The organism is Sulfitobacter donghicola DSW-25 = KCTC 12864 = JCM 14565, from assembly GCF_000622405.1.
Taxonomy (GTDB): domain Bacteria; phylum Pseudomonadota; class Alphaproteobacteria; order Rhodobacterales; family Rhodobacteraceae; genus Sulfitobacter; species Sulfitobacter donghicola.
This window is the reverse complement of the sequence record NZ_JASF01000005.1, coordinates 465689-489905: the sequence shown is the minus strand read 5'-3', so window position 1 is coordinate 489905 and position 24217 is coordinate 465689. Positions and strand designations below refer to the sequence as shown.

At 55.8% G+C, this 24217-nt stretch carries 23 protein-coding genes; 19 read left to right on the top strand and 4 right to left on the bottom strand.

The features are described 5' to 3' along the window. The first annotated feature begins 49 nt into the window (after positions 1-49). The 5 genes from Z948_RS0103375 to Z948_RS0103355 all read left to right on the top strand — a co-directional run bounded on the left by Z948_RS0103375 (position 50) and on the right by Z948_RS0103355 (position 4365). Positions 50-901: a LysR family transcriptional regulator gene (locus Z948_RS0103375; protein WP_025058168.1), complete on the top strand. Its 852-nt coding sequence runs from the start codon at positions 50-52 to the stop codon at positions 899-901. A gap of 359 nt (positions 902-1260) precedes the next feature. Beyond that, positions 1261-1635: a helix-turn-helix domain-containing protein gene (locus tag Z948_RS0103370; protein WP_025058167.1), complete on the top strand. Its 375-nt coding sequence runs from the start codon at positions 1261-1263 to the stop codon at positions 1633-1635. 95 nt (positions 1636-1730) lie between these two features. Continuing rightward, the gene (locus tag Z948_RS0103365; RefSeq protein WP_025058166.1) at positions 1731-2540 is read left to right on the top strand and encodes an inositol monophosphatase family protein; all 810 of its coding nucleotides are present in this window, start codon (positions 1731-1733) and stop codon (positions 2538-2540) included. Further along, positions 2537-3883, top strand: coding sequence for an 8-oxoguanine deaminase (locus Z948_RS0103360; protein WP_025058165.1), 1347 nt, complete (start codon positions 2537-2539; stop codon positions 3881-3883). The genes Z948_RS0103365 and Z948_RS0103360 overlap by 4 nt, the downstream gene beginning before the upstream one ends. Next, the gene (locus Z948_RS0103355; protein ID WP_025058164.1) at positions 3880-4365 is read left to right on the top strand and encodes a CAP domain-containing protein; all 486 of its coding nucleotides are present in this window, start codon (positions 3880-3882) and stop codon (positions 4363-4365) included. Before Z948_RS0103360 ends, Z948_RS0103355 begins: the two co-directional genes overlap by 4 nt. A gap of 21 nt (positions 4366-4386) precedes the next feature. Here the strand turns inward: Z948_RS0103355 and guaD are convergent, their stop codons facing one another. After that, positions 4387-5682, bottom strand: a complete 1296-nt coding sequence (gene guaD, locus Z948_RS0103350) for a guanine deaminase (protein WP_025058163.1) — start codon at positions 5680-5682, stop codon at positions 4387-4389. Positions 5683-5815: 133 nt separating this feature from the next. Here guaD and mgtE point away from each other — a divergent pair, with 133 nt between their 5' ends. The 5 genes from mgtE (at position 5816) to Z948_RS0103325 (ending at position 11433) form a co-directional block, all read left to right on the top strand. Beyond that, positions 5816-7216, top strand: a complete 1401-nt coding sequence (gene mgtE, locus Z948_RS0103345) for a magnesium transporter (protein WP_025058162.1) — start codon at positions 5816-5818, stop codon at positions 7214-7216. Beyond that, entirely contained in the window at positions 7210-7770 is a 561-nt protein-coding gene (locus tag Z948_RS0103340) for a 5-formyltetrahydrofolate cyclo-ligase (protein ID WP_156023486.1), read from the top strand. The genes mgtE and Z948_RS0103340 overlap by 7 nt, the downstream gene beginning before the upstream one ends. 122 nt (positions 7771-7892) lie before the next feature. After that, entirely contained in the window at positions 7893-8705 is an 813-nt protein-coding gene (locus Z948_RS0103335) for a TIGR00282 family metallophosphoesterase (RefSeq protein ID WP_025058160.1), read from the top strand. Next, the gene (locus Z948_RS0103330; RefSeq protein ID WP_245604545.1) at positions 8702-9640 is read left to right on the top strand and encodes a DMT family transporter; all 939 of its coding nucleotides are present in this window, start codon (positions 8702-8704) and stop codon (positions 9638-9640) included. Before Z948_RS0103335 ends, Z948_RS0103330 begins: the two co-directional genes overlap by 4 nt. A gap of 26 nt (positions 9641-9666) precedes the next feature. Then, on the top strand, positions 9667-11433 hold the full coding sequence (locus Z948_RS0103325) for an SLC13 family permease (RefSeq protein WP_025058158.1): 1767 nt from the start codon (positions 9667-9669) through the stop codon (positions 11431-11433). An 11-nt stretch (positions 11434-11444) separates the two neighbouring features. Here the strand turns inward: Z948_RS0103325 and Z948_RS0103320 are convergent, their stop codons facing one another. Both Z948_RS0103320 and Z948_RS0103315 read right to left on the bottom strand, forming a co-directional pair. Then, a complete protein-coding gene (locus Z948_RS0103320; RefSeq protein WP_025058157.1) occupies positions 11445-12302 on the bottom strand; it encodes a bile acid:sodium symporter family protein in 858 nt (285 codons plus the stop codon). An 84-nt stretch (positions 12303-12386) separates the two neighbouring features. Next, the gene (locus Z948_RS0103315) at positions 12387-14159 is read right to left on the bottom strand and encodes an SLC13 family permease (protein WP_025058156.1); all 1773 of its coding nucleotides are present in this window, start codon (positions 14157-14159) and stop codon (positions 12387-12389) included. Between the two features lie 246 nt (positions 14160-14405). Between Z948_RS0103315 and Z948_RS0103310 the strand changes: the two genes are divergently transcribed. After that, positions 14406-15149, top strand: a complete 744-nt coding sequence (locus Z948_RS0103310; RefSeq protein WP_025058155.1) for a YebC/PmpR family DNA-binding transcriptional regulator — start codon at positions 14406-14408, stop codon at positions 15147-15149. Positions 15150-15250: 101 nt separating this feature from the next. On the opposite strand, the gene Z948_RS0103305 is transcribed toward Z948_RS0103310, so the two are convergent. Next, positions 15251-15499, bottom strand: a complete 249-nt coding sequence (locus Z948_RS0103305; RefSeq protein ID WP_025058154.1) for a hypothetical protein — start codon at positions 15497-15499, stop codon at positions 15251-15253. A 292-nt stretch (positions 15500-15791) separates the two neighbouring features. Here Z948_RS0103305 and Z948_RS0103300 point away from each other — a divergent pair, with 292 nt between their 5' ends. From Z948_RS0103300 to betA, 8 genes are all read left to right on the top strand, one after another. Then, a complete protein-coding gene (locus Z948_RS0103300) occupies positions 15792-16391 on the top strand; it encodes a LysE/ArgO family amino acid transporter (RefSeq protein WP_025058153.1) in 600 nt (199 codons plus the stop codon). A gap of 39 nt (positions 16392-16430) precedes the next feature. Next, positions 16431-17333 carry a DMT family transporter gene (locus tag Z948_RS0103295; RefSeq protein ID WP_025058152.1) on the top strand — a complete coding sequence of 301 codons (903 nt, stop codon included), beginning with the start codon at positions 16431-16433 and terminating at the stop codon, positions 17331-17333. A 69-nt stretch (positions 17334-17402) separates the two neighbouring features. Further along, the gene (betI, locus tag Z948_RS0103290) at positions 17403-17978 is read left to right on the top strand and encodes a transcriptional regulator BetI (RefSeq protein WP_025058151.1); all 576 of its coding nucleotides are present in this window, start codon (positions 17403-17405) and stop codon (positions 17976-17978) included. Further along, on the top strand, positions 17975-19483 hold the full coding sequence (gene betC, locus Z948_RS0103285; RefSeq protein ID WP_025058150.1) for a choline-sulfatase: 1509 nt from the start codon (positions 17975-17977) through the stop codon (positions 19481-19483). Before betI ends, betC begins: the two co-directional genes overlap by 4 nt. 70 nt (positions 19484-19553) lie before the next feature. After that, positions 19554-20747: a BCCT family transporter gene (locus Z948_RS0103280; protein WP_025058149.1), complete on the top strand. Its 1194-nt coding sequence runs from the start codon at positions 19554-19556 to the stop codon at positions 20745-20747. Positions 20748-20812: 65 nt separating this feature from the next. Beyond that, entirely contained in the window at positions 20813-22264 is a 1452-nt protein-coding gene (gene betB, locus Z948_RS17775; RefSeq protein WP_174416576.1) for a betaine-aldehyde dehydrogenase, read from the top strand. Next, complete coding sequence (locus tag Z948_RS0103260; RefSeq protein ID WP_025058146.1) at positions 22264-22515, top strand: DUF6552 family protein; 252 nt, start codon at positions 22264-22266, stop codon at positions 22513-22515. The genes betB and Z948_RS0103260 overlap by 1 nt, the downstream gene beginning before the upstream one ends. Further along, positions 22515-24173, top strand: coding sequence for a choline dehydrogenase (gene betA, locus Z948_RS0103255; protein WP_025058145.1), 1659 nt, complete (start codon positions 22515-22517; stop codon positions 24171-24173). The genes Z948_RS0103260 and betA overlap by 1 nt, the downstream gene beginning before the upstream one ends. The last annotated feature ends 44 nt before the right edge of the window (positions 24174-24217 follow it).

Sequence of the window (24217 nt, the reverse complement as noted above, 5' to 3'; positions counted from 1 at the left end):
CATCATGGAAATGAATGTTATTGATGAAATGCATATGGATTGGTGATGAATGAGAAATCTTGATATCGCAACACTGCGCGCGTTGGTTGCCGTTGCTGACGCTGGCGGGGTCACCCGCGCCGCTGGTTTTTTGAATTTGACCCAATCGGCGGTCTCGATGCAGCTCAAACGGCTGGAAGAACTGCTGGGCGTTGATCTGCTGGATCGGACAGGGCGGGGAATCGCCTTTACGGCGAATGGTGATCACCTTTTGAAATACGCCCGCCGTATGGTGGCCATGAATGACGAAGCCGTGACGAAGCTAACCGTGCAAGAGCCCGCAGCAACGCTGCGCCTAGGGGTGCCGCATGATATCGTCTATCCCGCTATCCCCGAAGTTCTCAAACAGTTTAACGCGGCCCACCCATCTGTTCGGGTGCTGCTTGAATCCTCAAACACCAGAACTCTCAAATCGATGTTCGCGAAGGGCGAATGCGATATCATTCTAACAACGGAAACCAAGCTTGATTCGGGTGGTGTGACCCTTGCCGAACGCCCCTTGCGTTGGGTCGGCGCACCGGGGGGCGCGGCGTGGCGGCAACGCCCGCTAAGTATCGCATATGGGCGCCTGTGTACCTTCCGCCCACAGGCGGTGGCGGCATTGGATGAGGCCGATATCGGGTGGCAGATGTTGTTGGAAACCGACAATGACAGCGCCATCCATGCCACTGTCAGTGCTGATTTGGCCATTCATACCGCGATTGAGGGAACCGAGCCGCAAAACCTGACACCGATCAAACACGGTGGGGCATTGCCAGAACTGCCCGAGCAGAAAATCAACCTGTACCAAGCAGAGGGAAAGACATCAGAGGCTTTATTGAGCTTGGTGCGGTTTTTAAAGAACAGGATGGGTAAAAATTAAGCGGGGAAAAATAATCTTGCACATTGAATTTGATCAAATGGGCAATCGTTTTCCCTTTTTTTGGGGGGTGGGTTTTTTGAAATTAATTTGCCCTAACGTATTGTTTTTAAGCGATTAGGTGATCGGCTTTATAGCCTTCTAAAGGCGATAGGGGGTGGGCCCTTTCCGCCAATTGTTGCGAATATTAACTTTCTGTTTTCCTAAAAACATCGGTTCTCTAACGCCGGATGCCCTTGTAGGTTGTCGCATAATTGCAATTTTGGGCGCTTTTTTATTGCGTCTGTCTGCTGCATTTTATCGCGGCGGAAAAATTTTGAAACGTTTCGACGACAGTTTTTCGGATGGTAGAAGAATAGTTTATGGTACACGTTGTGGATCTACATGTTGGCAAAGCCATACGGCAGCGGCGCTTTCTTTTGGGAATGACGCAGCAACGCCTTGCGGAAATTGTTGGGATAAAGTTTCAGCAAATCCAAAAGTACGAAACAGGTGCAAACCGTGTGAGTGCGTCTCGTCTTTGGGATATTTCCCAAGCCTTGAATGTCCCGATCGAAACCTTCTTTCAGGGAATAGGGGGCGAGGAGCAATCTCAAGATCCGTTGCCCTGCAGTATCGCCGTTAAGCAAGAGAACCAAAAAGAAGCAATGGACCTTGTTCGGACCTATTATTCAGTTCCCGAAAGCGAGCGCCGCCGCATTTTCGATTTAGCAAGGGTGTTGGGAGAGCCTCTTTAGGGAGCGGTCTGAACCCTTTGCGAAATTTCCTGAATCTCAGACCTAGGGCAGTTCAACTGGTTGCATGATGTGCGCCAGAATGAGACCATAGACGGATGAGAAATGATCCCGAGCTTACCGCCGAATTGACCCGCGTTGCCCATCTGTTGGCTGATGCGGCAAGAGCTGCAATTTTACCCTATTTTCGCAGCGCAAATTTGGGAACCGACAATAAGCTGCCCGAAGGGTATGACCCCGTCACCGAAGCTGATCGCGCTGGTGAGGCCGCAATGCGCGCCATTTTGGATGAACAGCGCCCCCAAGACGGTATTCTGGGGGAAGAATTGGGCACCAAAGTCGGAACAACAGGGCTCACTTGGGTTCTGGACCCCATTGATGGGACACGCGGTTTCGTTTCGGGCACACCAACATGGGGTGTTCTGATCGCTGTTGGGGATGAGGCAGGGCCGTTTATCGGCATCGTCGATCAACCCTACATCGCAGAGCGTTTTATCGGCTCGCCTGAAGGTGCCACATTGATTCGCGCAGAGAAACTGCAGCCCCTTCAAACACGCAAGCCGCGCCCGTTGTCCGAGGCAATTGTGTTCACCACCTTTCCCGAGGTCGGCAGCCCCGAGGAAGGTGCCGCGTTCCACGCGGTTGCAAAGAATGCCTTGCTCACCCGATATGGGATGGATTGCTATGCCTATGCTTTGGTTGCTTCTGGTCAGATCGATTTAGTGATCGAAGCCTGCCTGCAACCCTATGACATTCAAGGGCCGCTTGCCTTGATCGAGGCAGCAGGTGGCGTGGTGACTGATTGGGACGGCGGTCCAGCCCATCAAGGTGGACGCGTTATCGCCGCAGCCAACAGCGACATTCACGCCGAAGCGTTAGAAATTTTGCGCAAAGAAACTCAGCGATGAGCGCCACTCTGCTTCAGGGGGCTAGTATTATCCTGACGATGGATGATAAGCGGCGAGAGCTTTCTAACCATGATATCCTTATTCAGGACGGCGTGATTGCGCAGATCGGTGAAAACCTTGTTGCGCCCGCAGGCTGCGACGTTGTTCCTGTCAAAGGATGCTTGCTCACCCCGGGGTTGGTGAACACACACCACCACCTGTACCAAAGCATGACCCGAGCCGTGCCAGGGGGGCAGGATGCCTTGCTATTTGGCTGGCTGCGCACGCTTTATCCGATCTGGCAGAAATTTACCCCCGACCACATGCATGTTTCGGCGCAGGTGGGGTTGGCAGAGCTGGCATTGTCTGGGTGCACGCTTAGCTCGGATCATCTCTATCTTTATCCAAACGGATCTCGCCTAGAGGATACGATTCATGCGGCGGCCGAACTGGGCCTGCGGTTCCACCCCACGCGCGGCGCGATGAGCATCGGGGAAAGTAGCGGCGGCTTGCCACCTGATGCATTGGTCGAAAATGAAAACGCTATTCTCGAAGACTGCATTCGGGTGATCGACAGCTTCCATGACGCAAGCGAAGGCTCAATGTGCCGCGTTGGCATCGCGCCTTGTTCGCCGTTTTCTGTCAGCAAAGAGCTGATGCGCCAAGCGGCACTGTTGGGGCGTGATAAAGGGGTCATGCTGCACACGCATCTGGCCGAAAACGACGAAGACATTGCCTATTCCCTGGAAACCTTTGGGTGCAGACCTGGGGAATACGCCGAATCTTTGGGCTGGGTAGGGCCAGACGTGTGGCATGCGCATTGCGTAAAGCTGGACCCGTCCGAGATCGCGCTATTTGCGAAAACGGGCACTGGCGTTGCCCATTGCCCCTGTTCCAATTGCCGTTTGGGCAGCGGCATTGCACCGCTGCGGCACATGCGGGACGCAGGTGTTCCCGTGGGATTGGGCGTTGATGGCTCTGCGAGCAATGATGCGGGGAACCTCGTGTCCGAGGCGCGTCAGGCGATGCTGTTGCAACGTGTGGCGCTGGGCGCCGACGCGATGAGCGCACGCGAAGCGCTTGAGATCGCAACCCGCGGCGGCGCTGACGTTCTAGGCCGGCCAGATTGTGGACGTCTGGCGGTTGGAAAACGGGCCGACATCGCGATTTGGGATATGAGCGGTATCGAGGCCGCAGGGTCATGGGATCACGCCGCCTTGTTGTTGGCGGGCCCGACAACGGTACGTGATCTATACGTCGAAGGCCGTCCCATAGTAAGAAATGGTAAGGTTATTACCTTAGACATGCCGCAGCTGCTGGCACGTCAGCAAGAAATGGCAAACGAGTTAAAGGAACGAGCATGAAAAGTTTGGCAATAATCGGGGCAATTTGTTTCGCACTATCTGGCTGTGTGGTTGTTAGCTCCAGTGGTTCTGCTCCGGCGGCCCAACAGGCAAGTGCAAACAGTGGCCCTGTTGCTGCAGGGTCTGCGGGGGCGCAGATCAATGCAATTCGCGCACGTGTTGGGCTGGGTGGTTTGCAACGCAATGCTAGGCTTGATGCTATTGCGCGTGTTCATGCCCAAGATATGGCAAAGAATAAATTCTTTGCCCATCAAGGAAGCGATGGATCAACAGCAGGCAAGCGCGCAACGCGCGGCGGTTATCGCTGGTGCACGATTGGTGAAAACATCAGCAAAGGTTATAGCAGTCAGGCCAGAACAATCGAAGGCTGGCGCACATCACCTGGACACTACCGCAACATGGTAAACAACAAGGCGCAGCACTTTGGTATGGCCAAAGTCGGCGAATATTGGGTGATGTTGGTGGCCGCGAAAAATTGCTAATGGTCACATTGGCTGCGGGTGTCAGGATTGCCTGCTGGCGCCCGCGATCCATGTCTCGCGAATGGCGCGATCATCGCCTAGCATGATCGTCGCAAACACATCTTCCCAAACCGAGCCCGAGCGATTTGCACGTTGTGAGATTGCTTCGGTCGATTTCAGGTCCAGAACGGTGATATCGGCATAGTTTCCTGCCTTTAGGCTGCCGATTTCATCTGACATGTGCAGGCTGTTGGCCGACCCTGCCGTTGCCAGCCACATCAGCTGGGCCGCATGAAGCGCATGGCCGTGGTGCTGCGCCGCCTCATAGGCGGCCGCCATCGTCCGCAACATCGAAAAGGATGATCCGCCACCTGTATCCGTGGCCAGACCCAGCGGGATCTGACGTTGCGCCAATGCAGGCAAGTCTAACGCGCCCGAGCCGATAAAGGCATTGGATGTCGGGCAATGGATCACGCGGCCCTGTACTTCGGCCAATCTGTCAATCTCTCTTGGGGTCAGGTGGATGGCATGGCCGTAAAGGCCACGCGCCCCCAGCAAGCCGTGGCTTTCATAAGTGTCCAGATAATCCCGCGCATCTGGGTAAAGGCCTTGTACCCATTCGATTTCATCGGGTTGCTCGCTGAGGTGGGTTTGCATCAGGCAACTGGGGTTTTCGGCCCAAAGGGCGCCCAAGGCATTCAGCTGCTCTGGTGTCGATGTTGGCGAAAACCGCGGCGTGATTGCATATTTTGCGCGCCCCTTGCCGTGCCAGCGATTAATCAGGGCCTTGCTGTCGTCATATGCTGATTGGGCAGTGTCGCGCAAATCATCTGGCGCGTTCCGATCCATGCAGGTTTTGCCTGTCACCACCGATTGACCTCGTTTGTGGGCAGCCGCAAACAGCGCATCTGCGCTATGGGGGTGAATGGTGGCAAAAGAGGCAATGGTTGTGGTGCCATTCGCTGCGGTTAGATCCAGATACCGCTGGGCAATGGCGGTCGCATATTCAGGATCGCCAAAGCGCGCCTCCTCTGGGAAGGTATAGGTGTTCAGCCAGTCGATCAGCCGTTTGCCCCAGCTGGCGATCATCGCTGTCTGCGGGTAATGCGCATGGGCATCCACAAAACCTGGGCAAATCAGGTCTTGGCCATAGGATACCTGCCTCGCCTGCGGGTGATCGGCCTTTAAAACCGCAGCATCGCCAACAGCGGCAATTTTTGCCCCCTCCAGCAAAACCGCGCCGGATGAATTGATGTGCACGCAGTCGTCCCACGCGGTTTCAAAAGGGTTGCCGTCAAAGGTCAGAACTTGACCGGTGAGAAGGGTTTGGTTGTTCATAATTTAATCTTGTAGCTGTTTCATCCGCCCTGACAATGGTGCAAGCGCACAGAGTGCCGCAGAGTAAGGCCTGCGCCATTGTGGTTGCAGCACTGCCCGCCTATGTTGCCGGCAAACGTCAAAGGGGGCCTCTATGTCAGATCAGGTTTTAGAAACAGGTCAGCCCCCCGAAGGTGACGCGCCCGAAGCTTATTTGCTGAATAAACGCGATGTGGCGGCGATCCTTTATGCGGTTGATATTGATGACCGCGAAAAGCTGATCGAGCTGATGGAGCCGCTGCATGCGGCTGATATTGCTGACCTTTTGGAGCAAATCAACGCTTTTGATCGCTCTCGTTTGGTGCGCCTGTTTGATCGCGAATTCGATGGTGAGATTCTATCGGAACTAGACGATTCCATCCGTGACGAAGTCATCTCGATCCTGACGCCGCAAGTTCTGCATGAAGCTGTGCGCGAGCTGGATAGTGACGATGTTGTCGACATCATCGAAGATTTGGAAGGGCCCCAGCAAGAAACCATTCTGGACGCATTGGAAGACAGTGATCGCGCCGCCGTTGAACAGGCGCTCACCTATCCCGAATATTCTGCTGGCCGTTTGATGCAACGCGAAGTGGTGATGGCGCCCGAGCATTGGACCGTTGGGGCCGCCATTGACCATCTGCGCGCCACGCCAGAAGACGAACTGCCCGATCAGTTTTACCATATCATCATCGTTGATCCGCGGCTGCACCCCGTGGGCAATGTCACTTTGGGCAAATTGATGCGCTCGCGCCGCGAGACGATGCTGAGCGACCTGCTAGAGGAGACTTTTCAGGTTATTCCTGCGATGCGTGATGAAGGTGACGTGGCCTATGCGTTTAACCAATACCACCTGATTTCGGCCCCCGTTGTGGATGAAGACGGCCGCCTAATCGGGGTAATCACCATTGATGACGCGATGGCGGTTTTGGATGATGAGCACGAAGAAGACATCCTGCGATTGGCGGGTGTGGGCGAGGGCTCGCTTTCGGATCGCGTGAGAGAGACGACCAAACAAAGGCTGCCTTGGTTGGCGGTCAATCTGGTCACGGCCATCGCGGCCTCGCTGGTGATCGCGCAGTTTGAGGTGGCTCTGGCCCAGATTGTCGCCCTTGCCGTTTTGATGCCCATCGTGGCCTCGATGGGGGGGAATGCAGGAACTCAAAGCCTAACAGTTGCCGTACGCGCATTGGCAACAAAAGACCTCACCGGTTCTAACGTGTGGCGGGTTATCCGACGTGAATGTTTAGTGGGGTTGATAAACGGGGCAATATTTGCGGTTGTGATGGGTATTGTCGGGGTGATCTGGTTCGGCTCACCTGCGCTGGGCGGGGTGATTGCCGTGGCGATGGTGGTCAACATGGTTGTTGCTGGGCTGGCGGGAACAGGCATTCCAATTCTGCTTGAACGAATAGGTGTAGATCCTGCGCTTGCGTCAGGCGCGTTTGTGACCACGGTAACAGATGTGGTTGGTTTCTTTGCCTTTTTGGGTCTAGCAGCGGCGGTACTATTATGACTTTAGCTCAGATCAAAGCCGCCGCGCGAAAAGAAGCCTTTGCGCGGCGCAAACCGTTGTTTGAGGCGGCAAATGGCGCTCAGGCGGGGTATCTGAGCGAAGTTCTGGCAGGCCACCGCGGCGTCCCGGTATCTGGCTTTATGCCCATCCGCACCGAGATCGATCCAACACCCGCAATGGCCGAAGCCTCTGCCTATGGAGATGTCGGCGTTCCCGTCATAGAGGCGGCGGATACACCCCTGAAATTTGCCCGTTGGACCCCCGAAACCGTGATGGTCGCGGGCCAGTTTGGTGCGGCCATTCCGCAGGATCCTACGTTTTTTGAACCAGAAATCGTAGTCGTCCCGCTCTTGTCCTTTGATCGCAAAGGGGGGCGTTTGGGATATGGCGGTGGGTTTTATGACCGCACGTTGGAATTGTTGCGCGCAAAACGTGCGACTTTGGCGATTGGTTTTGCCTTTGCAGGGCAAGAGGTTGACGCCGTTGCGCTGGAACCAACCGACCAGCCGCTCGATCTGATCGTCACAGAAGCGGGTATTATTGAAATCACGTAACCTTTGGGCAGTGATGCTCGGAAAGCCCCAAATCACCGTTCGATACAGGATATGCTGCCCAAAATGGATTTGGGATGGCTTGGGCTCTTGCAAGCTTGGGGCGTGCGGCCTATCGCTGATGTATGAAAATACTATTCCTTGGTGATGTAATGGGCCGCGCCGGGCGCCGCGCTATTACCGAAAATCTGGCGCGTCTTCGGACGGAATGGAAACTCGATTTTGTTGTTGTGAACGGCGAAAATGCGACCTCGGGCATGGGGCTGTCTGGGTCTCATGCAAAGACGCTATTGGATGCGGGGGCCGATTGCCTGACGCTGGGCGATCATGCGTTTGACCAAAAGGATATGCTGTCCTTTATCGAACAAGAGCCGCGCGTGATACGCCCCTTGAATTTTTCCAAAAACGCTCCGGGTAAGGGCGCGCGATTGTTCAAAACCCGCACGGGAAAACAGGTTCTGGTGACACAGGCCTTGGGCCAAGTCTTCATGAAGCGCCCCTTTGACGATCCGTTTTCCGCGCTGGATGCGGTCCTGAAAACGCACCCATTGGGCGGGCTGGCCAACGCAATCATTGTGGATATGCACTGCGAGGCGACCTCGGAGAAAATGGCGATGGGCCATTGGTGTGACGGGCGTGCATCCCTTGTTGTGGGGACGCATACGCATGTGCCGACATCGGATGCCATGATCTTGCCTGCTGGTACGGCCTATTTGACCGATGCGGGGATGACGGGCGATTATAACTCAGTCATCGGCATGGAGAAAACCGAGCCGCTGCGCAGGTTCATCACTGGCATGCCGAAAGAGCGTTTCACCCCAGCGGCGGATGAGGCGACCCTATCGGGCGTTTACGTCGAAACAGATGACAAAACGGGCCGCGCGACGCGCATCGTACCCATTCGCCAAGGTGGAAAGCTGCAGCAGAGCGCCCCATGAGCCAAACGGCAATGCCACGGCGCGAGGTTCTGCTGTTCAGCGCGTTTGTGGTGGTGTTGGGTGCTGGCTGGGGGGCGACCCAGCCCATGGCAAAGATCGCGGTGAGTACGGGATACGGCCATTTCGGTCTGATCTTTTGGCAGTTGGTTCTGGGTGCGGCGTTGATGCTGGTGCTTTGCGCCGTTCGGCGCACGCCGTTGCCGATGAACGCGGCGGCGATGCGCGCTTACGGGGTGATCGCTCTTATCGGGACGGTGATCCCGAACACCATGTCCTATCAGGCGGCGGTGCATTTGCCGTCTGGGATTATGTCCCTGCTGCTGAGCATTATTCCCATGTTTGCCTTTGCCATTGCGCTGACATTGGGCACGGATCGCTTCGCATGGCGGCGTTTAATTGGTCTGTGTTTTGGCTTGATCGGGGTTTTGATCATCATCCTCCCCTCCGTAGATCTGGGTGAGGCCGTTCCCGTTGGCTGGGCTGCCGTCTATCTGGTCGTCGCGTTTTTCTATGCGTTCGAGGGCAATTACGTTTCCCGCTGGGGTGTTGCTGGGCTAGACCCGTTTCAATTGATGCTGGGTGCGTCCCTGTTTGGTTTGGTGATGGTGATCCCTCTCATGCTCTTCACAAATCAGATGATTATGCCCCAATGGCCAATGCCGCGGCCGCAGCTCGCGCTGGTGGGGTCATCGGTTGTGCATGTATTGGTCTATGCCAGCTATGTCTGGCTGGTTGGTCGCGCCGGAGCGGTTTTCGCCGTGCAGGTGAGCTATATGGTCACGGGATTTGGCCTGTTTTGGGCATGGCTGATGCTGGGCGAGACGTTTTCGCAGCTGATCTGGCTGGCGCTGGCGGCGATGTTTGCAGGTATGTATCTTGTCCAACCGCAGGCCAAAGCAGCCCTTGCTGATGATCCTGCGATGGGCGACACTTAGGGCCGAAACAGGGCAGGCCTAAATATATGTTCGAACTTAGTCAGTTTTCCCAAGCGATCCTTGCGCTCACCGTTGTTGTGGTGATGTTTATCCTCTTCCTGCGAGAGACCTTGCCAACCGAAGTTGTCGCCCTCGCGGGGGCTGCATCGCTGTTGGCGATGGGGTTGTTGCCCTATGAGGACGCGCGGATAGTGCTGTCCAACTCGGCGCCATGGACGATTGCGGCGATGTTTATTGTCATGGGGGCGCTGGTGCGTACTGGCGCGCTTGAGGTTTTAACGCAAATGGCCGAACGATATGCGCGCACCAATCCCAAACTGGCGGTGATTGGTGTTATCCTGTCGGTGATGGGGGCTTCGGCCATTATGAACAACACGCCTGTGGTGGTTGTCATGATCCCCGTTGTGGTTCAACTCAGCAAGACACTAGGCACCAAAGCCTCCAAGCTGCTGATCCCGCTGAGTTATGCTGCGATTATGGGCGGATCGCTCACCCTGATCGGGACCTCAACAAACCTGTTGGTGGATGGCGTGGCGCGTGCGCAAGGGCTGGAGCCTTTTGGTATTTTCGAAATTCTGCCGATTGGTTTGGCCGTTTGCGCATGGGGGCTGTTTTACATGGCGACCATCGGGCGGCGCCTGTTGCCTGAACGGGACAGCATGGCAGGGATGCTGAGTGACCGCTCCAAGATGAAGTTTTTCTCAGAGGCGGTGATCCCCCCTGAAAGCAACCTGATCGGGCGTGAGGTACTGGACGTAAAGCTGTTCAAACGCGAAGGCGTGCGCCTGATCGACGTGGTTCGTGGCGATGCCTCGTTACGCCGCAACCTGAAAGACGTTGTGTTGCAAACGGGGGACCGCGTGGTTTTGCGCACCCAGATGTCCGAACTGCTGAGCCTTCAGGCCACCCCAGAGCTAAAGCGCGTGGATCAGGTTTCGGCAGTTGAAACCAATACGGTTGAGGTGTTGATCACCCCGGGATGCAAGATGATTGGCCGCAGCTTGGGCGCATTGCGTCTGCGCCGCCGTTACGGTGTTTACCCGCTGGCGGTGCATCGGCGGAACCAGAACATCGGGCGGCAGCTGGATGATCTGGTGGTGCGGGTGGGTGACACCCTGCTGCTAGAAGGCGCCTCCGAAGACATTCAGCGTTTGGCCAGCGATATGGATATGGTTGATGTCAGCACACCGTCCCAGCGGGCCTATCGTCGTGGCCATGCGCCCATTGCCATTGCCGCACTTGCCGCCATTGTCACCTTGGCCGCGCTGAACGTTGCGCCTATTTTGATGTTGGCAGTGATCGCTGTTGCCATTGTTCTGGTCACGGGCTGCATCGACGCGGATGAGGCGTTTTCCTTTATCGACGGGCGTTTGTTGGCGCTGATTTTTTCGATGCTCTGCGTGGGGGCTGCGTTACAGCATACGGGCGCAGTGCAGTTGATTGTTGATGGCATTGCGCCTGCACTGGGTAATTTGCCGCCCGCTGGCGTGATCTTTTGCGTGTTCTTGCTGACCACGGTGTTTACAGAAATCGTTTCCAATAATGCGGTGGCTGTCATCATGACACCCATCGCGATCTCATTGGCTGCGGCCTTGGGCATGGATGCACGCGCGCTTGTCGTGGCGGTGATGATCGCCGCGTCTTGTGCCTTTGCCACCCCGATTGGGTATCAGACCAACACGTTGGTTTATGGTCCGGGGGGGTACAAGTTCACCGACTTTATGCGCGTTGGTGTGCCGCTGAACCTGTCCATGTCCCTGATTGCCAGCGCGGTGATCCCGCTGATCTGGTAAGCTTGGTTTGCCTATTTTCTGCGGTACCACATGACAAAAGGCGCTGCGACCAGATACATCGTAATGCCATATACGGCTGAGGGCAGGGCCAGCGCGCTAAACCCGTCAGATTGACCCGATATAATGGCGCTCAACGTGATGCCTAGCGTAGCATTTTGCACGCCTGTCTCGATCGAGATCGTCTTGCGGCCATCCCAGCCCAAACCAAAGAAGGCAGCAACGAAAAGCCCCAAAACCATAAGCACGAGGTTGACAGAAATGAGCACAGGGCCAAGCACGCTGATGTTGTCTACAAACAGTGACCAGTTTCCGGCAAGCGCTGCCAAAACGATAACGGCAAACAAAACGGTCGCAATCTTGGTCAGGATCGGCTCGACGCGATCAGCAAAGCCGGTAGCGAAATGGCGGATCGCCACACCGATACAAACGGGCAGGGCGGTGATCACAAACATCGCGATCCCAAGCGAGGTGATGTTCACCTCGGGCGCGGCTTCGCCCATGAAATGCTGCACAGACCACGCGGCAATAAACGGTACTGTCAAAATGCTGAGCAAAGAAATCACCGCTGTTAGCGAAACCGACAGGGCCACATCGCCGCGCGCAAGGCGACTAATCATGTTTGACGTCACACCACCCGGGCATAGCGCCAGCAGCATTAGACCCGCAGCAAGAGCAGGCGGCAACCCAAAGAGCACAGCCGCTACATAAGCCACGATCGGCAACAGAACGATTTGGCTTAACGCGCCAGCAAAGAACCCGCGCGGTTGGGCGGCGACGCGGCGAAAATCCCCCAACGTCAGCCCAATCCCCAATGACAGCATGATGACAGCCAGCGACAGTGGCAGAACCACATTAATTAGAATATCCATATTTCCTCCCTATAGCGCCGTTTAGCCAGCGCTTTGGCGGGAACCTGCCACGCAGAGCCTATTTCTGCCAAGAGGGAAGCTACGTCACAACGGCCAGAAAACCAGAATGGCAGGGATCGAAACCGCAACGACGATAATCTCTAGCGGCAGGCCCATGCGCCAATAATCGCCAAAACCATATCCGCCAGGGCCAAGGATCAGCGTGTTGTTTTTATGGCCAATCGGGGTGAGGAAGGCAGAGGAAGCCGCAATCGCGACAGCCATCAGAAAGGGGTCTGGGTTCACTTCAAGGGAATGCGCCATTTGAATGCCGACAGGGGCGGCGACAATCGTTGTTGCCGTGTTGTTCAAAACGTCAGACAGAGTCATCGTGACGACCATGAGAACCGTCAAAACCGCCCAAGCTGGCATGCCCGCAGTCAGGTTAACCAGCGATCCCGCGATCAATTCGGTGCCGCCAGATTTTTCCAGCGCGGCACCCAGCGGGATCATCGACCCCAGCAGCACAACCACCGGCCATTCGATGTGGGTATAAAGCTCGGACAGGGGCACAATTTTGGCCAGCACATAGGCGATCACCACGATCCCTAGCGCGATAGGCAAATAGATCAGCCCCAAGGAGGCCGCCACAACCGCCCCTGCAAACAGGCCAATGGCCAACCAAACCTTGCTGTTTTCAGTCACGGCCAAACCGCGATCAGCCAGCGGCAAAACGCCCAGCCACTCTGCAACATCATCGCCTGTGTCACGTGGTACCAATAGCAACAGGATGTCTCCTGTCTCGAGCTCGGTCTTGCGCAGTTGCGAGGTGATCTTGCGCCCCCGGCGCGAAATACCCAACAGGACCGAGCGCTGGCGCCACGCCAGACCAACAGCTTGGGTGGTGCGCCCCGCGAGGCGGCTTTCAGCGGTCACGACAACTTCGATAATCTCTACACCATCGCCATCAGCGCGCAGGCGCTCTTCGCGGACGCTATCGGCCATCGCGAGGTCCAAAGTTGAGCGGAATTCGTCCAGTGCATCGGGTGTCGCCTCAAGAACCAATGCATCTCCCGCGCGCAGTTCGGTGTTGCGCGCGCGCCCATAGCGGCGTTTGCCATCTCGCATCAATCCGATGATGACGACATCAGCCTTGTCGGCAGTCTCTTCCAGTTGCGACACACGTTTGCCGATGTGTTTACTACCCTCAGGCACAACCAGTTCGGCAATATAGGCCGAAAGATCTTCGGCGCTGATCGCGCTGTCGTCGCGCGCAGGGATCAAACGCCACCCCACCAGCGCAACAAAAGCAAGGCCCGCAATCGCGGCAACCCCGCCAACAGGGGCAAAATCAAACATCTTGAACGGCGCACCTAGGCTTTCTTCGCGGATCGCGGCGATGATGATGTTCGGAGGTGTCCCGATCAGCGTGACCATCCCCCCCAGAATCGTCGCAAAGCTGAGCGGCATCAGCGACAGCCCGGGCGCGCGGCCAGCTTTGCGCGCGGTTTGGATATCAACAGGCATCAGCAACGCCAATGCGGCCACGTTATTCATGAAAGCCGATAAAATCCCACCAACGGCACCCATCAAAGTAATATGCGCGCCTAATGAGCGGGACGCATCAACCAGCGTTCGCGTGATGAGCAACACCGCGCCCGACCGTACCAGCCCTGCCGATACCACCAAAACCAGCGCGACCACCAATGTGGCTGGGTGGCCAAAGCCGCTAAAGGCGTCTTTGCTATCGACAACCCCCAGCACAACACCCGCCATCAGGGCGGAAAAGGCTACAATATCATAACGAAAGCGCCCCCAAAGGAGGAGGCCGAACACGGCGCCAAAAAGCGCGAAGAGGATAATTTGATCTTGGGTCATGGGCGCACAATGTTGCAGACGGCGGGGTAGGACAAGGGGAGATTCCGCTCTCAATGCGCAGGCAGGTTGCAAAAGGTGAGGGGGCGCAAAACAGGGCTGGCCTAGCTGGGCGCTAAATATTCAGGGTCTATTCAGGAAATATAGCGAAACAGGCGCCTCCAGTTCCGATGTGAGCCTTGCGGCTTGTGCTGCCCCTGCCGTATAAGCGCGGCTAACAAACTTATAGCTATAGTACGGAGACCATCCATGGCAGGCCATTCCAAATGGGCAAACATCCAGCACCGCAAAGGGCGTCAGGACAAGTTGCGCTCGAAGATGTTTTCGAAATTCTCCAAAGAGATCACCGTCGCGGCCAAAATGGGCGACCCCGATCCAGATAAAAACCCACGTCTGCGTTTGGCCGTAAAAGAGGCCAAGCAGGCCTCGATGCCAAAAGACAATATCGAACGCGCAATCAAAAAGGCGACAGGGGGCGATGCGGAGGATTACGAAGAAATCCGCTATGAAGGTTATGGCACAAACGGCGTTGCCGTTATTGTTGAAACGATGACCGACAACCGCAACCGTACGGCTTCGACTGTTCGCTCGACCTTTACCAAATATGGTGGGAACCTTGGCGAGACAGGCAGCGTTGGCTTTATGTTTGATCGCAAGGGCGAGGTGACTTACCCGCTGGCGGTTGGCGATGCGGATACTGTGATGATGGCCGCAATCGAGGCGGGCGCAGAAGACGTGGAAAGCTCTGAAGATGGCCACGTGATCTATTGCGCAGACACGGATTTGAACGATGTTTCAACCGCGCTTGAGGCCGAGCTGGGCGAAAGTGATAGCACCAAATTGATCTGGCGCCCCACCACGACAACCGAAATGGATCTGGAAGGCATGCAAAAGCTGATGAAGCTGATTGATGCCTTGGAAGATGATGACGACGTTCAGCGCGTTACAGCGAACTTCGAAGCATCTGACGAAGTTATGGAAGCGCTAGAGTAAAACGCGCCCCCCTTTAATCACGAAAAACGCCGCTGCATCTATATGCAGCGGCGTTTTTCATGTGCGACAGGCCAAAAGAGCCCGCCGTCGTGGTCGCAGGTTTAGGTGGCTTCACCCATTGATCTTAGCAAACCCCAAAAACCGGATTGCTGCACGCTGGTGCTGTGCGTTTTTTTGGTCTGGCGGGTGACGGTTGCCAAAACGCGGCGCACTTCATCAAGGCGCTTTTTTGCACCGTGGCCGCCAGCACTGGCTTGCATCCGCAAGATTTTTGTCTGCGTTTCCAGAGCGCTTGCGATGAGCTCTAGTTCGTCGTGGCTGATTTCCAGCTTCTTTGTCATTTCAGTCATCTGCTATTTCCTTCATCAGTAGTCGGCAGATAGGCAGTTGTTACAGCCTGCGCTAGGGGGAAGAGTTCAGTTTCTCGTGAGCGGGCGAAATATTTCCGATAGATGGCGAACATTGGGCGGGATTGTGAAACTTTTAACGAACTCACCTTTTAAGGTCGTGCCTGCAATTTAGCGCTTTCCACGCTCACAGGCAAAACGCGTTGCTGTGAACGCGGTGTGAGGCCTCGACAATTTGATCAAAAGTCAATACGGGGGATTTCTATCCATCCACTGTCTGCCGGAGCTGAGGCCAATGTTATCTTCTTTTATTCCCGGTTTCTTGCTGAGCCTTTCTTTGATTGTCGCAATCGGTGCACAGAACGCGTTTATCCTGCGTCAGGGGCTGCGCCGTGAACATGTGTTCTGGGTTTGCCTGACATGTGGTGTTTCTGATGCGCTTTTGATTTCGGCTGGCGTTGCTGGGTTTGGGGCTTTGGCGGAAACTGTGCCATGGTTCGAACCCGTCATGCGGTATGGTGGGGCGGCGTTTTTGATCGCTTATGGATGGCGTAACGCGATCAGCGCTTGGCGCGGAGGGGAGGCCCTCAACACAGAAGGGCGGGCGCCTGCAACGCTGAAGCGAACCTTGCTAACCTTATTGGCGCTGACATGGTTAAACCCGCACGTCTATTTGGATACGCTGGTTCTTTTGGGGTCCATTTCCGCGCAATATGATGATCGGTTTTCCTTTGGCAGCGGGGCGGCTTTGGCCAGCCTCGTTTTCTTCTTCAGCTTGGGATATGGCGCGCGCCTGTTAGAGCCGATATTCGCCCGCCCAATCAGCTGGCGGATTTTGGACGGGCTCATTGCCCTGACCATGTGGATCATTGCCGCGTCTTTGCTGTTTCACTAATCGCTTGCACCACTTGGGCGATTGCGTGCATGTCGCCCTATGACTACCTCAAAACCTCAGCGGCCAATGGTCGGAATTTTCTGGATGCTGGTGACAGGCTTTGCCTTCATCATGGTAACCGCATTGGTCAAGACCATGGGGCCGCGATTACCCTCGGGAGAGGCGGCCTTTTTGCGGTATGCTTTTGGTTTGGTTTTTCTAATCCCCTCTATCAATGCGATCCGTTCCGCAAATCTAAGCCGCCGCCAATGGGCGCTGTTCTCTGTGCGGGGGTTCTTTCATGCGGGCGGTGTGATTTTGTGGTTTTTTGCAATGGTGCGGATTCCCATCGCCGAAGTGACAGCCATGAATTACCTCGCCCCGATCTACGTGACTGTGGGCGCCGCGATATTTTTAGGTGAGCGGCTGGCCGCGCGGCGCATTGTGGCGGTTCTTTTGGGGCTTGTCGGTGCTGCGATCATCCTGCGCCCCGGATTTCGCGAGGTAAGCAGCGGGCATTTAGCGATGTTATTGGCCGCTGTTGTTTTTGCAGGCAGCTATCTGGTGGCCAAAGTCATGGCAGATGAGGTGAAGCCAAGCGTGGTTGTGGCGATGTTGTCCATTTTTGTCACCCTTGGTCTGGCCCCCTTTGCTGCAGCCGATTGGATCACGCCAAACGCGACAGAGCTGGCTTTTTTGGCTGGTGTTGCCGTCTTTGCGACGGCTGGTCATTATACAATGACGCTGGCTTTTGCTGCGGCGCCTGTGACAGTTACCCAGCCTGTGACCTTCCTTCAACTTATCTGGGCGACCTCCCTAGGGGTGATCTGGTTCGGAGAAGCCATTGATATCTGGGTCATTATCGGGGGCTTTGTGATCCTTGGGTCGGTGACATTTATCACTTGGCGCGAGGCAATGCTGAAACGTCGTGTGACGCCGGACGCGCCTGCCACCAAGGGCTAGTTTTTATTGATTGACTGATCAATCTAAAACCCCCACCTTTTGCGGCATGTTCAATTGGCCCCGATTCTGATGCCCAAATTAGGCATGAAACCCTTGCGACGCGCGTCGCTGGTGCAAGCAACGATTGCTGAAATCGGGCGCGCGCAATCTCTTGATGTGACCGTTGGACAGATTGCGAAAACGGCGGGGGTCTCGACCGCTTTGGCGCATCATTATTTTGGTGGCAAGAACGAGATTTTCCTCGCAGCGATGCGCCACATCCTGTCAGAATACGGGGCGCAGGTGCGCAGCAGCCTTGCCCTCGCGACCACCCCGTACGAACGGGCCGCAGCAATTATAACGGCAAGTTTTGATGAAACTTGTTTTGCGCCTGCAACGGTTAGTGCGTGGATGACGCTTTATTCGGCGGCGCCTTCGCAATCCCCTCTAAACCGGTTGCTGTTGCTGTATCAGACGCGGCTTCGGTCAAACCTGACCCATGCTTTGCGGCCGTTATCGGACGCGCCACAAGCGGACGCAGAGATGCTCGCCGCTTTGATCGATGGCCTGTATCTGCGCGCCACATCTTATGAACACGGTTCCAGTGCCGAAGCGAAACAAACGGCCCTGCGTGCCTTGGAGATGATTGTGAAGGATCGCATATGACCCAGCCCAATATCCTCATCCTGATGGTTGATCAGCTTAACGGTACATTGTTTCCCGATGGCCCTGCGGATTGGCTGCACGCGCCCAATCTGAAAAAGCTCGCCGCACGCTCGACCCGTTTTCAGAATGCCTACACCGCATCGCCGCTGTGTGCGCCGGGGCGGGCGGCATTTATGTCAGGGCAATTGCCTAGCGCCACTGGGGTTTATGACAACGCGGCCGAATTTGCCTCTTCCATCCCCACCTATGCGCATCACCTGCGCCGCGCGGGCTATTACACCTGCCTGTCGGGTAAGATGCATTTTGTCGGTCCCGATCAGTTGCACGGGTTCGAAGACCGCCTGACCACCGATATCTACCCCGCTGATTTCGGCTGGACCCCAGATTACCGCAAGCCAGGTGAACGGATCGACTGGTGGTATCATAACATGGGCTCTGTCACGGGCGCAGGCGTGGCCGAGATCAGCAACCAGATGGAATATGACGATGCCGTCGCCTATGAGGCCACGCGCAAGATTTATGAGTTGTCGCGCGGTCTTGATAAACGCCCGTGGTGTGTGACGGCCAGTTTCACCCACCCCCATGATCCCTATGTGGCGCGCAAGAAATACTGGGACCTCTATGAGGATTGCGAACATCTGCTGCCAGAGATTCCGGCAATGGACTATGACGCGCATGATCCCCATTCGAAACGCATCTTTGATGCGAACAACTGGCGCGATTTTGACATCACCGAAGAAGATATCAAACGCTCCCGTCGGGCCTATTTCGCCAATATCAGCTACCTTGATGATAAAATCGGTGACATCTTGCAAACGCTTGAGGACACCCGCCAAGAGGCGATCATTCTGTTTGTCTCGGATCACGGTGACATGCTGGGCGAACGCGGTCTGTGGTTTAAGATGAGCTTCTTTGAGGGATCATCGCGTGTTCCCATGATGATCGCCGCACCGCAGATGGCGGCAGGGCTGCAAACAACCCCCGTCAGCAATATCGATGTGTGCCCGACGCTCTGTGATTTGGCGGGCGTGGATATGTCGGAAATCGCCCCATGGACAACGGGCCAAAGCCTTGTGCCGATGGGGCAGGGGCAAGAGCGCACCGAACCTGTGGCCATGGAATACGCGGCCGAGGCCTCTTATGCGCCGATGGTTTCACTGCGTTATGGCAAGTGGAAATACAACCGCTGCGCGCTGGACCCCGATCAGCTGTTCGATCTGGAGGCCGACCCGCATGAGCTGACCAATCTGGCCGACGTGCCCGCCCACGCGGGCACCGTAACCCAATTGCGCGCCAAATCAGAAGCGCGCTGGGACTTGGACGCCTATGACGCGGATGTGCGCAAATCTCAGGCGCGGCGGTGGGTTGTTTATGAAGCGCTGCGATCTGGCGGATATTTCCCGTGGGATTATCAGCCCCTGCGCGATGCCTCCGAGGCGTATATGCGCAACCATATGGATTTAAACGTGCTGGAAGAAAACAAACGCTTTCCGCGCGGGGAATAGAGATTACCGCGGCTTTTAGGTGCAGGGCCGCGGCGAAAAATAAGCACCACAACTCACGATGGGGACTCTCATGTTACTTTCAATTTTAACCTTTGGGATCATTATGGCATTCGCCTTGGTGATCTTTATCACCATTAAATGGTGGAACCTGACGTTGGTCGGCAAGGATCCGGTTCCGCTGATGGTGTTTATTGCGATCTTGTTTACATCCGGTCTGGATGTGGGCCTGATCATGTTTCCGGTGGCTTTTGACTTTCCGCTTTATGCGGATGTGGCGACCAACCCGACGTTTGGCTTTACCAATCCGCTTGCGATTGAATTCGGCATGTGGGGCTTTTTGATCTGGGCGTTCTACTTCCTCACAGGCTTCTATTTCTGTGTGATTGAACCACGGGTAAAGTTCTTTGACATCCCGCTGGTTAAGCTGGTGAACAACATTGTCATCGTCGGCACCTGTGCCTTCACAGGGTCGCTGTTCTTGCAATATCTGCCTTATTACATGCCAATGGTTGGCGACGGCGAAAGCATCATTCCGCTGTTCTATGTCATGACCTTCCTTGTGATCTGTGCCGCTGCTTACAGCTCGACTGACATCAAGTTTGTGAAGTTCCTTTCGGTTGCTTCCTCTATGTTGTTCTTCGTTCTGATCCTGTTTGCTTGGGTCAATGGTGGCGCGGGCGTTGGCGGGTTCTTTGCTGATCTGGGCAATGTTGGCGGTTATTTCACCAATATCCACCGCTTTATCCTGCCAATGGGTGACGAAGCTGGCTATCACGAGTTCTTCTTGTTCTGGTGGTTCGCTTGGTCGATCATGATCGGGCAGTTCACATCCCGCTTTGTGGGTGGATTGAAAACATGGCAGTTCCTTGCGGCGCTGTTGGTGATCCCGTCCATTCCGTTGGCGATCTGGTTTGCCGTTCTGTACCACTACTTCACCGCAGGTGTATCGACCGAAGGTCTGATGAACTGGGCGATGATTGTGGTTGGCGTGATCTTTGTGATCAACTCGTTTGACTCACTTATTCGCCTGTACACAGACAACCTAGGCCTGACCGTGCAAAAGCTGGGCAAGGCGACTTATCTGGCTGGCAACATCGTCCTGCTGTCCGTTCTTACCTATGCGTTCAAATCGGGCTGGTTGCAGATCAGCTGGATTGGTGCGGTCGTTGTCGGGATCATGGCAGCAGCAGTTGTGTACATTCTGGCACGCCGCCGCCGCGAAGTGATGGCGATCGACAGCATGCCTGAAGGTCAAACTCTTTAAAACTTAACAAATGGCCCGCGCTGGAATGATCTGGCGCGGGCTCTAGCAAATTCACGAGGATGCGCATGCAAACCCAACCCACCGCGAGCCATTTCATTAATGGTAAATATGTCGAAGATACCGCTGGCACGCCGATTGAGGTGATCTATCCGGCTACCGGCGAGGTCATCGCGACCGTCCATGCCGCCACCCCTGCGATTATCGAGCAGGCGTTGGAGGCGGCAAAAACCGCGCAAGCAGGTTGGGCCGCGATGAGCGGAACCGAGCGGGGCCGCATTCTGCGTCGCGCGGCGGACATCATGCGCGACCGTAATCACGACCTCAGCATTCTCGAGACATTCGATACCGGTAAGCCTTATCAGGAAACCTCGGTTGTGGATGCGACGTCTGGTGCGGATGCATTGGAGTATTTTGGCGGCATGGCCGCGACCCTGACGGGCGAACACATCCAGCTTGGCGAAGATTGGGTCTATACCCGCCGCGAAGCGCTGGGCGTTTGTGTGGGTATCGGCGCATGGAATTACCCAACCCAGATCGCCTGCTGGAAAGGCGCGCCTGCGCTGGCCTGCGGGAACTCGGTTATCTTTAAGCCATCCGAAACGACGCCGCTGTGCGCGCTGAAAGTCGCAGAGATTTTGGTCGAGGCAGGACTGCCTGCTGGCTTGTACAACGTTGTGCAGGGCTTGGGCGAGGTGGGTGCCGCGCTGGTTACCGATCCACGGGTTGATAAAGTGTCGCTGACGGGCTCGGTGCCGACAGGGCGCAAAGTATACGCCGCCGCGGCGGAAGGTATGAAACACGTCACCATGGAACTCGGCGGGAAATCCCCGATGATCGTGTTCGAGGATGCCGATATTGAAAACGCGGTGTCGGGTGCGATCTTGGGCAATTTCTATAGCTCTGGTCAGGTGTGTTCCAACGGCACACGCGTGTTTGTCCACAAAGACATCAAGGAAGCTTTCCTCACCCGTCTGTCTGAACGCCTTGCTGACGCAAAGATCGGTGATCCGATGGACCCCGAGACCAGCTTTGGCCCGATGGTGTCAAAACAGCAGATGGATATCGCGTTGGGCTATATCGAAAAGGGCCGCGCCGAAGGTGCGCGCATTGTCTATGGCGGTGAGGCGATTGAAGGCGATGGGTTCTATATGCAACCCTGCGTGTTTGCCGATGTTACCGATGATATGACAATCGCACGCGAAGAAATCTTTGGCCCCGTGATGGCGGTGCTTGATTTTGAGGATGAAGCAGATGTGATGGCACGCGCCAATGACACCGAATTTGGCCTAGCTGCAGGCGTATTCACCCGCGACCTGACCCGCGCCCACCGCGTGGTTGCAGGGTTTGAGGCGGGCACCTGCTTTATCAACAGCTACAATGACGCGCCTGTTGAGGCGCCCTTTGGCGGGGTGAAAGCATCTGGTGTTGGTCGCGAAAACTCAAAGGCCGCGATTGAACACTATAGTCAGGTAAAATCGGTCTATGTGCGCATGGGCGACGTCGAGGCCCCCTTCTAATGGTTGATATACCACAACAGCCCAAGCAGTCGCTGTCCCGTGTGGATGTGGTGAAATGGATCGCCACGGCGGTGCAATTGGTGGGCTATGGGCTGACCGGTCTTGGCTGGCAGCCATGGAATGTCTTTGCGTTTTTTGCTGGCATTGCCCTGTGGTTTGCTGTCGGCGTGATGTGGAAGGACCGTGCGATCATGGTTGTCCACATTGGCGCCTTTATTTCCCTTCTTGCTGGATATCTGAGTGCAAATTAATGGAAGCTGATTTTGTAATTGTTGGCGCAGGTAGCGCTGGTTGTGCCATGGCCTATCGCTTGGGCGAGGCGGGGGCATCCGTTTTGGTTATCGAACATGGCGGAACGGACGCGGGGCCCTTCATCCAGATGCCTGCTGCGTTGAGCTATCCAATGAACATGAAACGCTATGACTGGGGCTATACCTCAGAGCCTGAGGGTAATCTGGATGGGCGCGAGTTGGCCTGCCCACGTGGTAAAGTGATCGGCGGATCGTCTTCGATCAACGGCATGGTTTATGTGCGCGGTCATGCGATGGATTATGACCACTGGCGCGATAGCGGCGCCGAGGGGTGGGGCTATGCGGATGTGCTGCCCTATTTCAGGCGGATGGAGACATGGCATGACGGGGGGCACGGGGGCGACACCTATTGGCGTGGCAAAACCGGTCCGCTGCATGTGAGCCGTGGCCCGCGCAAGAACCCTTTGTTCAAGGCATTTGTCGAGGCGGGTAAACAGGCTGGCTATGAGGCCACCGATGATTACAACGGCGAAAAGCAAGAGGGCTTTGGCCCGATGGAGCAGACCGTCCATGACGGGCGGCGGTGGTCAGCGGCGAATGCCTATTTGCGCCCCGCGCTAAAGCGTAAAAACGTCGAGATGATCCGCGCCTTGGCGCATCGTGTTGTCATCGAAGAGGGGCGTGCCGTTGGCGTTGAGGTTGAGCGTGGGGGCACTGTGGAAGTGATCCGTGCAAATCGTGAAGTGATCCTTGCGGCGTCCTCGATCAACTCCCCAAAGATTCTGATGTTGTCGGGCATTGGCCCAGCCGAGCATTTGGCCGAGCACGGCATAAAAGTCATCGCAGACCGCCCCGGTGTGGGGGGCAACCTGCAAGACCACCTAGAGGTCTATATGCAAATGGCGGCAAGCCAGCCGATCACGCTGTACAAACATTGGAACGTGGTTTCCAAGGCGGTGATTGGCGCGCAGTGGCTGTTCTTTAAGAAAGGGATGGGGGCATCGAACCAGTTTGAAAGCGCTGCCTTTATCCGTTCGCGTGCAGGCATCCCTTATCCCGATATTCAGTACCACTTTTTGCCGATCGCGGTGCGGTATGACGGGCAGGCGGCTGCCGAAGGGCATGGGTTTCAGGCCCATGTTGGCCCGATGCGGTCAAAATCGCGTGGTCGCGTGTCGCTGCGCTCGGCAAATCCTGCAGACAATCCGAAGATTAATTTTAACTATATGTCTCATCCCGATGACTGGGAGGAATGGCGCCGCTGCATTCGCCTGACCCGTGAAATCTTTGCGCAGGACGCCTTTAAACCCTTTGTGAAAAGTGAAATCCAACCAGGGGCAGATGTGCAGTCGGATGAGCAGATTGACGCGTTCGTGCGCGAACATGCCGAAAGCGCCTATCACCCTTGCGGAACCTGCAAAATGGGCCGCCGTGACGACAAAGACGCTGTGGTTGATGGCCATGGCCGCGTGATCGGGGTGGAAGGGCTGCGCGTTGCCGACAGCTCGATCTTCCCACGGATCACGAATGGCAACTTGAATGCCCCCTCGATCATGGTGGGGGAAAAGATGTCTGATCACATTCTTGGAAAAGACCCGCTTGCGGCGTCCAATGACACCCCTTGGGTTCATCCGAATTGGGAAACGGAACAGCGGTAAAAGGTTAATGGCCCGACTTAAATCGAGAGTCATGTTAACCTTTT

Excerpts from the sequence above, each read along its gene's own strand:
- Z948_RS0103375 (WP_025058168.1), top strand. The coding sequence starts at position 50 with ATGAGAAATCTTGATATCGCAACACTGCGCGCGTTGGTTGCCGTTGCT.
- Z948_RS0103370 (WP_025058167.1), top strand. The coding sequence starts at position 1,261 with ATGGTACACGTTGTGGATCTACATGTTGGCAAAGCCATACGGCAGCGG.
- Z948_RS0103365 (WP_025058166.1), top strand. The coding sequence starts at position 1,731 with ATGAGAAATGATCCCGAGCTTACCGCCGAATTGACCCGCGTTGCCCAT.
- Z948_RS0103360 (WP_025058165.1), top strand. The coding sequence starts at position 2,537 with ATGAGCGCCACTCTGCTTCAGGGGGCTAGTATTATCCTGACGATGGAT.
- Z948_RS0103355 (WP_025058164.1), top strand. The coding sequence starts at position 3,880 with ATGAAAAGTTTGGCAATAATCGGGGCAATTTGTTTCGCACTATCTGGC.
- guaD (WP_025058163.1), bottom strand. The coding sequence starts at position 5,682 with ATGAACAACCAAACCCTTCTCACCGGTCAAGTTCTGACCTTTGACGGC.
- mgtE (WP_025058162.1), top strand. The coding sequence starts at position 5,816 with ATGTCAGATCAGGTTTTAGAAACAGGTCAGCCCCCCGAAGGTGACGCG.
- Z948_RS0103335 (WP_025058160.1), top strand. The coding sequence starts at position 7,893 with ATGAAAATACTATTCCTTGGTGATGTAATGGGCCGCGCCGGGCGCCGC.
- Z948_RS0103330 (WP_245604545.1), top strand. The coding sequence starts at position 8,702 with ATGAGCCAAACGGCAATGCCACGGCGCGAGGTTCTGCTGTTCAGCGCG.
- Z948_RS0103325 (WP_025058158.1), top strand. The coding sequence starts at position 9,667 with ATGTTCGAACTTAGTCAGTTTTCCCAAGCGATCCTTGCGCTCACCGTT.
- Z948_RS0103320 (WP_025058157.1), bottom strand. The coding sequence starts at position 12,302 with ATGGATATTCTAATTAATGTGGTTCTGCCACTGTCGCTGGCTGTCATC.
- Z948_RS0103315 (WP_025058156.1), bottom strand. The coding sequence starts at position 14,159 with ATGACCCAAGATCAAATTATCCTCTTCGCGCTTTTTGGCGCCGTGTTC.
- Z948_RS0103310 (WP_025058155.1), top strand. The coding sequence starts at position 14,406 with ATGGCAGGCCATTCCAAATGGGCAAACATCCAGCACCGCAAAGGGCGT.
- Z948_RS0103305 (WP_025058154.1), bottom strand. The coding sequence starts at position 15,499 with ATGACTGAAATGACAAAGAAGCTGGAAATCAGCCACGACGAACTAGAG.
- Z948_RS0103300 (WP_025058153.1), top strand. The coding sequence starts at position 15,792 with ATGTTATCTTCTTTTATTCCCGGTTTCTTGCTGAGCCTTTCTTTGATT.
- Z948_RS0103295 (WP_025058152.1), top strand. The coding sequence starts at position 16,431 with ATGACTACCTCAAAACCTCAGCGGCCAATGGTCGGAATTTTCTGGATG.
- betI (WP_025058151.1), top strand. The coding sequence starts at position 17,403 with ATGCCCAAATTAGGCATGAAACCCTTGCGACGCGCGTCGCTGGTGCAA.
- betC (WP_025058150.1), top strand. The coding sequence starts at position 17,975 with ATGACCCAGCCCAATATCCTCATCCTGATGGTTGATCAGCTTAACGGT.
- Z948_RS0103280 (WP_025058149.1), top strand. The coding sequence starts at position 19,554 with ATGTTACTTTCAATTTTAACCTTTGGGATCATTATGGCATTCGCCTTG.
- betB (WP_174416576.1), top strand. The coding sequence starts at position 20,813 with ATGCAAACCCAACCCACCGCGAGCCATTTCATTAATGGTAAATATGTC.
- Z948_RS0103260 (WP_025058146.1), top strand. The coding sequence starts at position 22,264 with ATGGTTGATATACCACAACAGCCCAAGCAGTCGCTGTCCCGTGTGGAT.
- betA (WP_025058145.1), top strand. The coding sequence starts at position 22,515 with ATGGAAGCTGATTTTGTAATTGTTGGCGCAGGTAGCGCTGGTTGTGCC.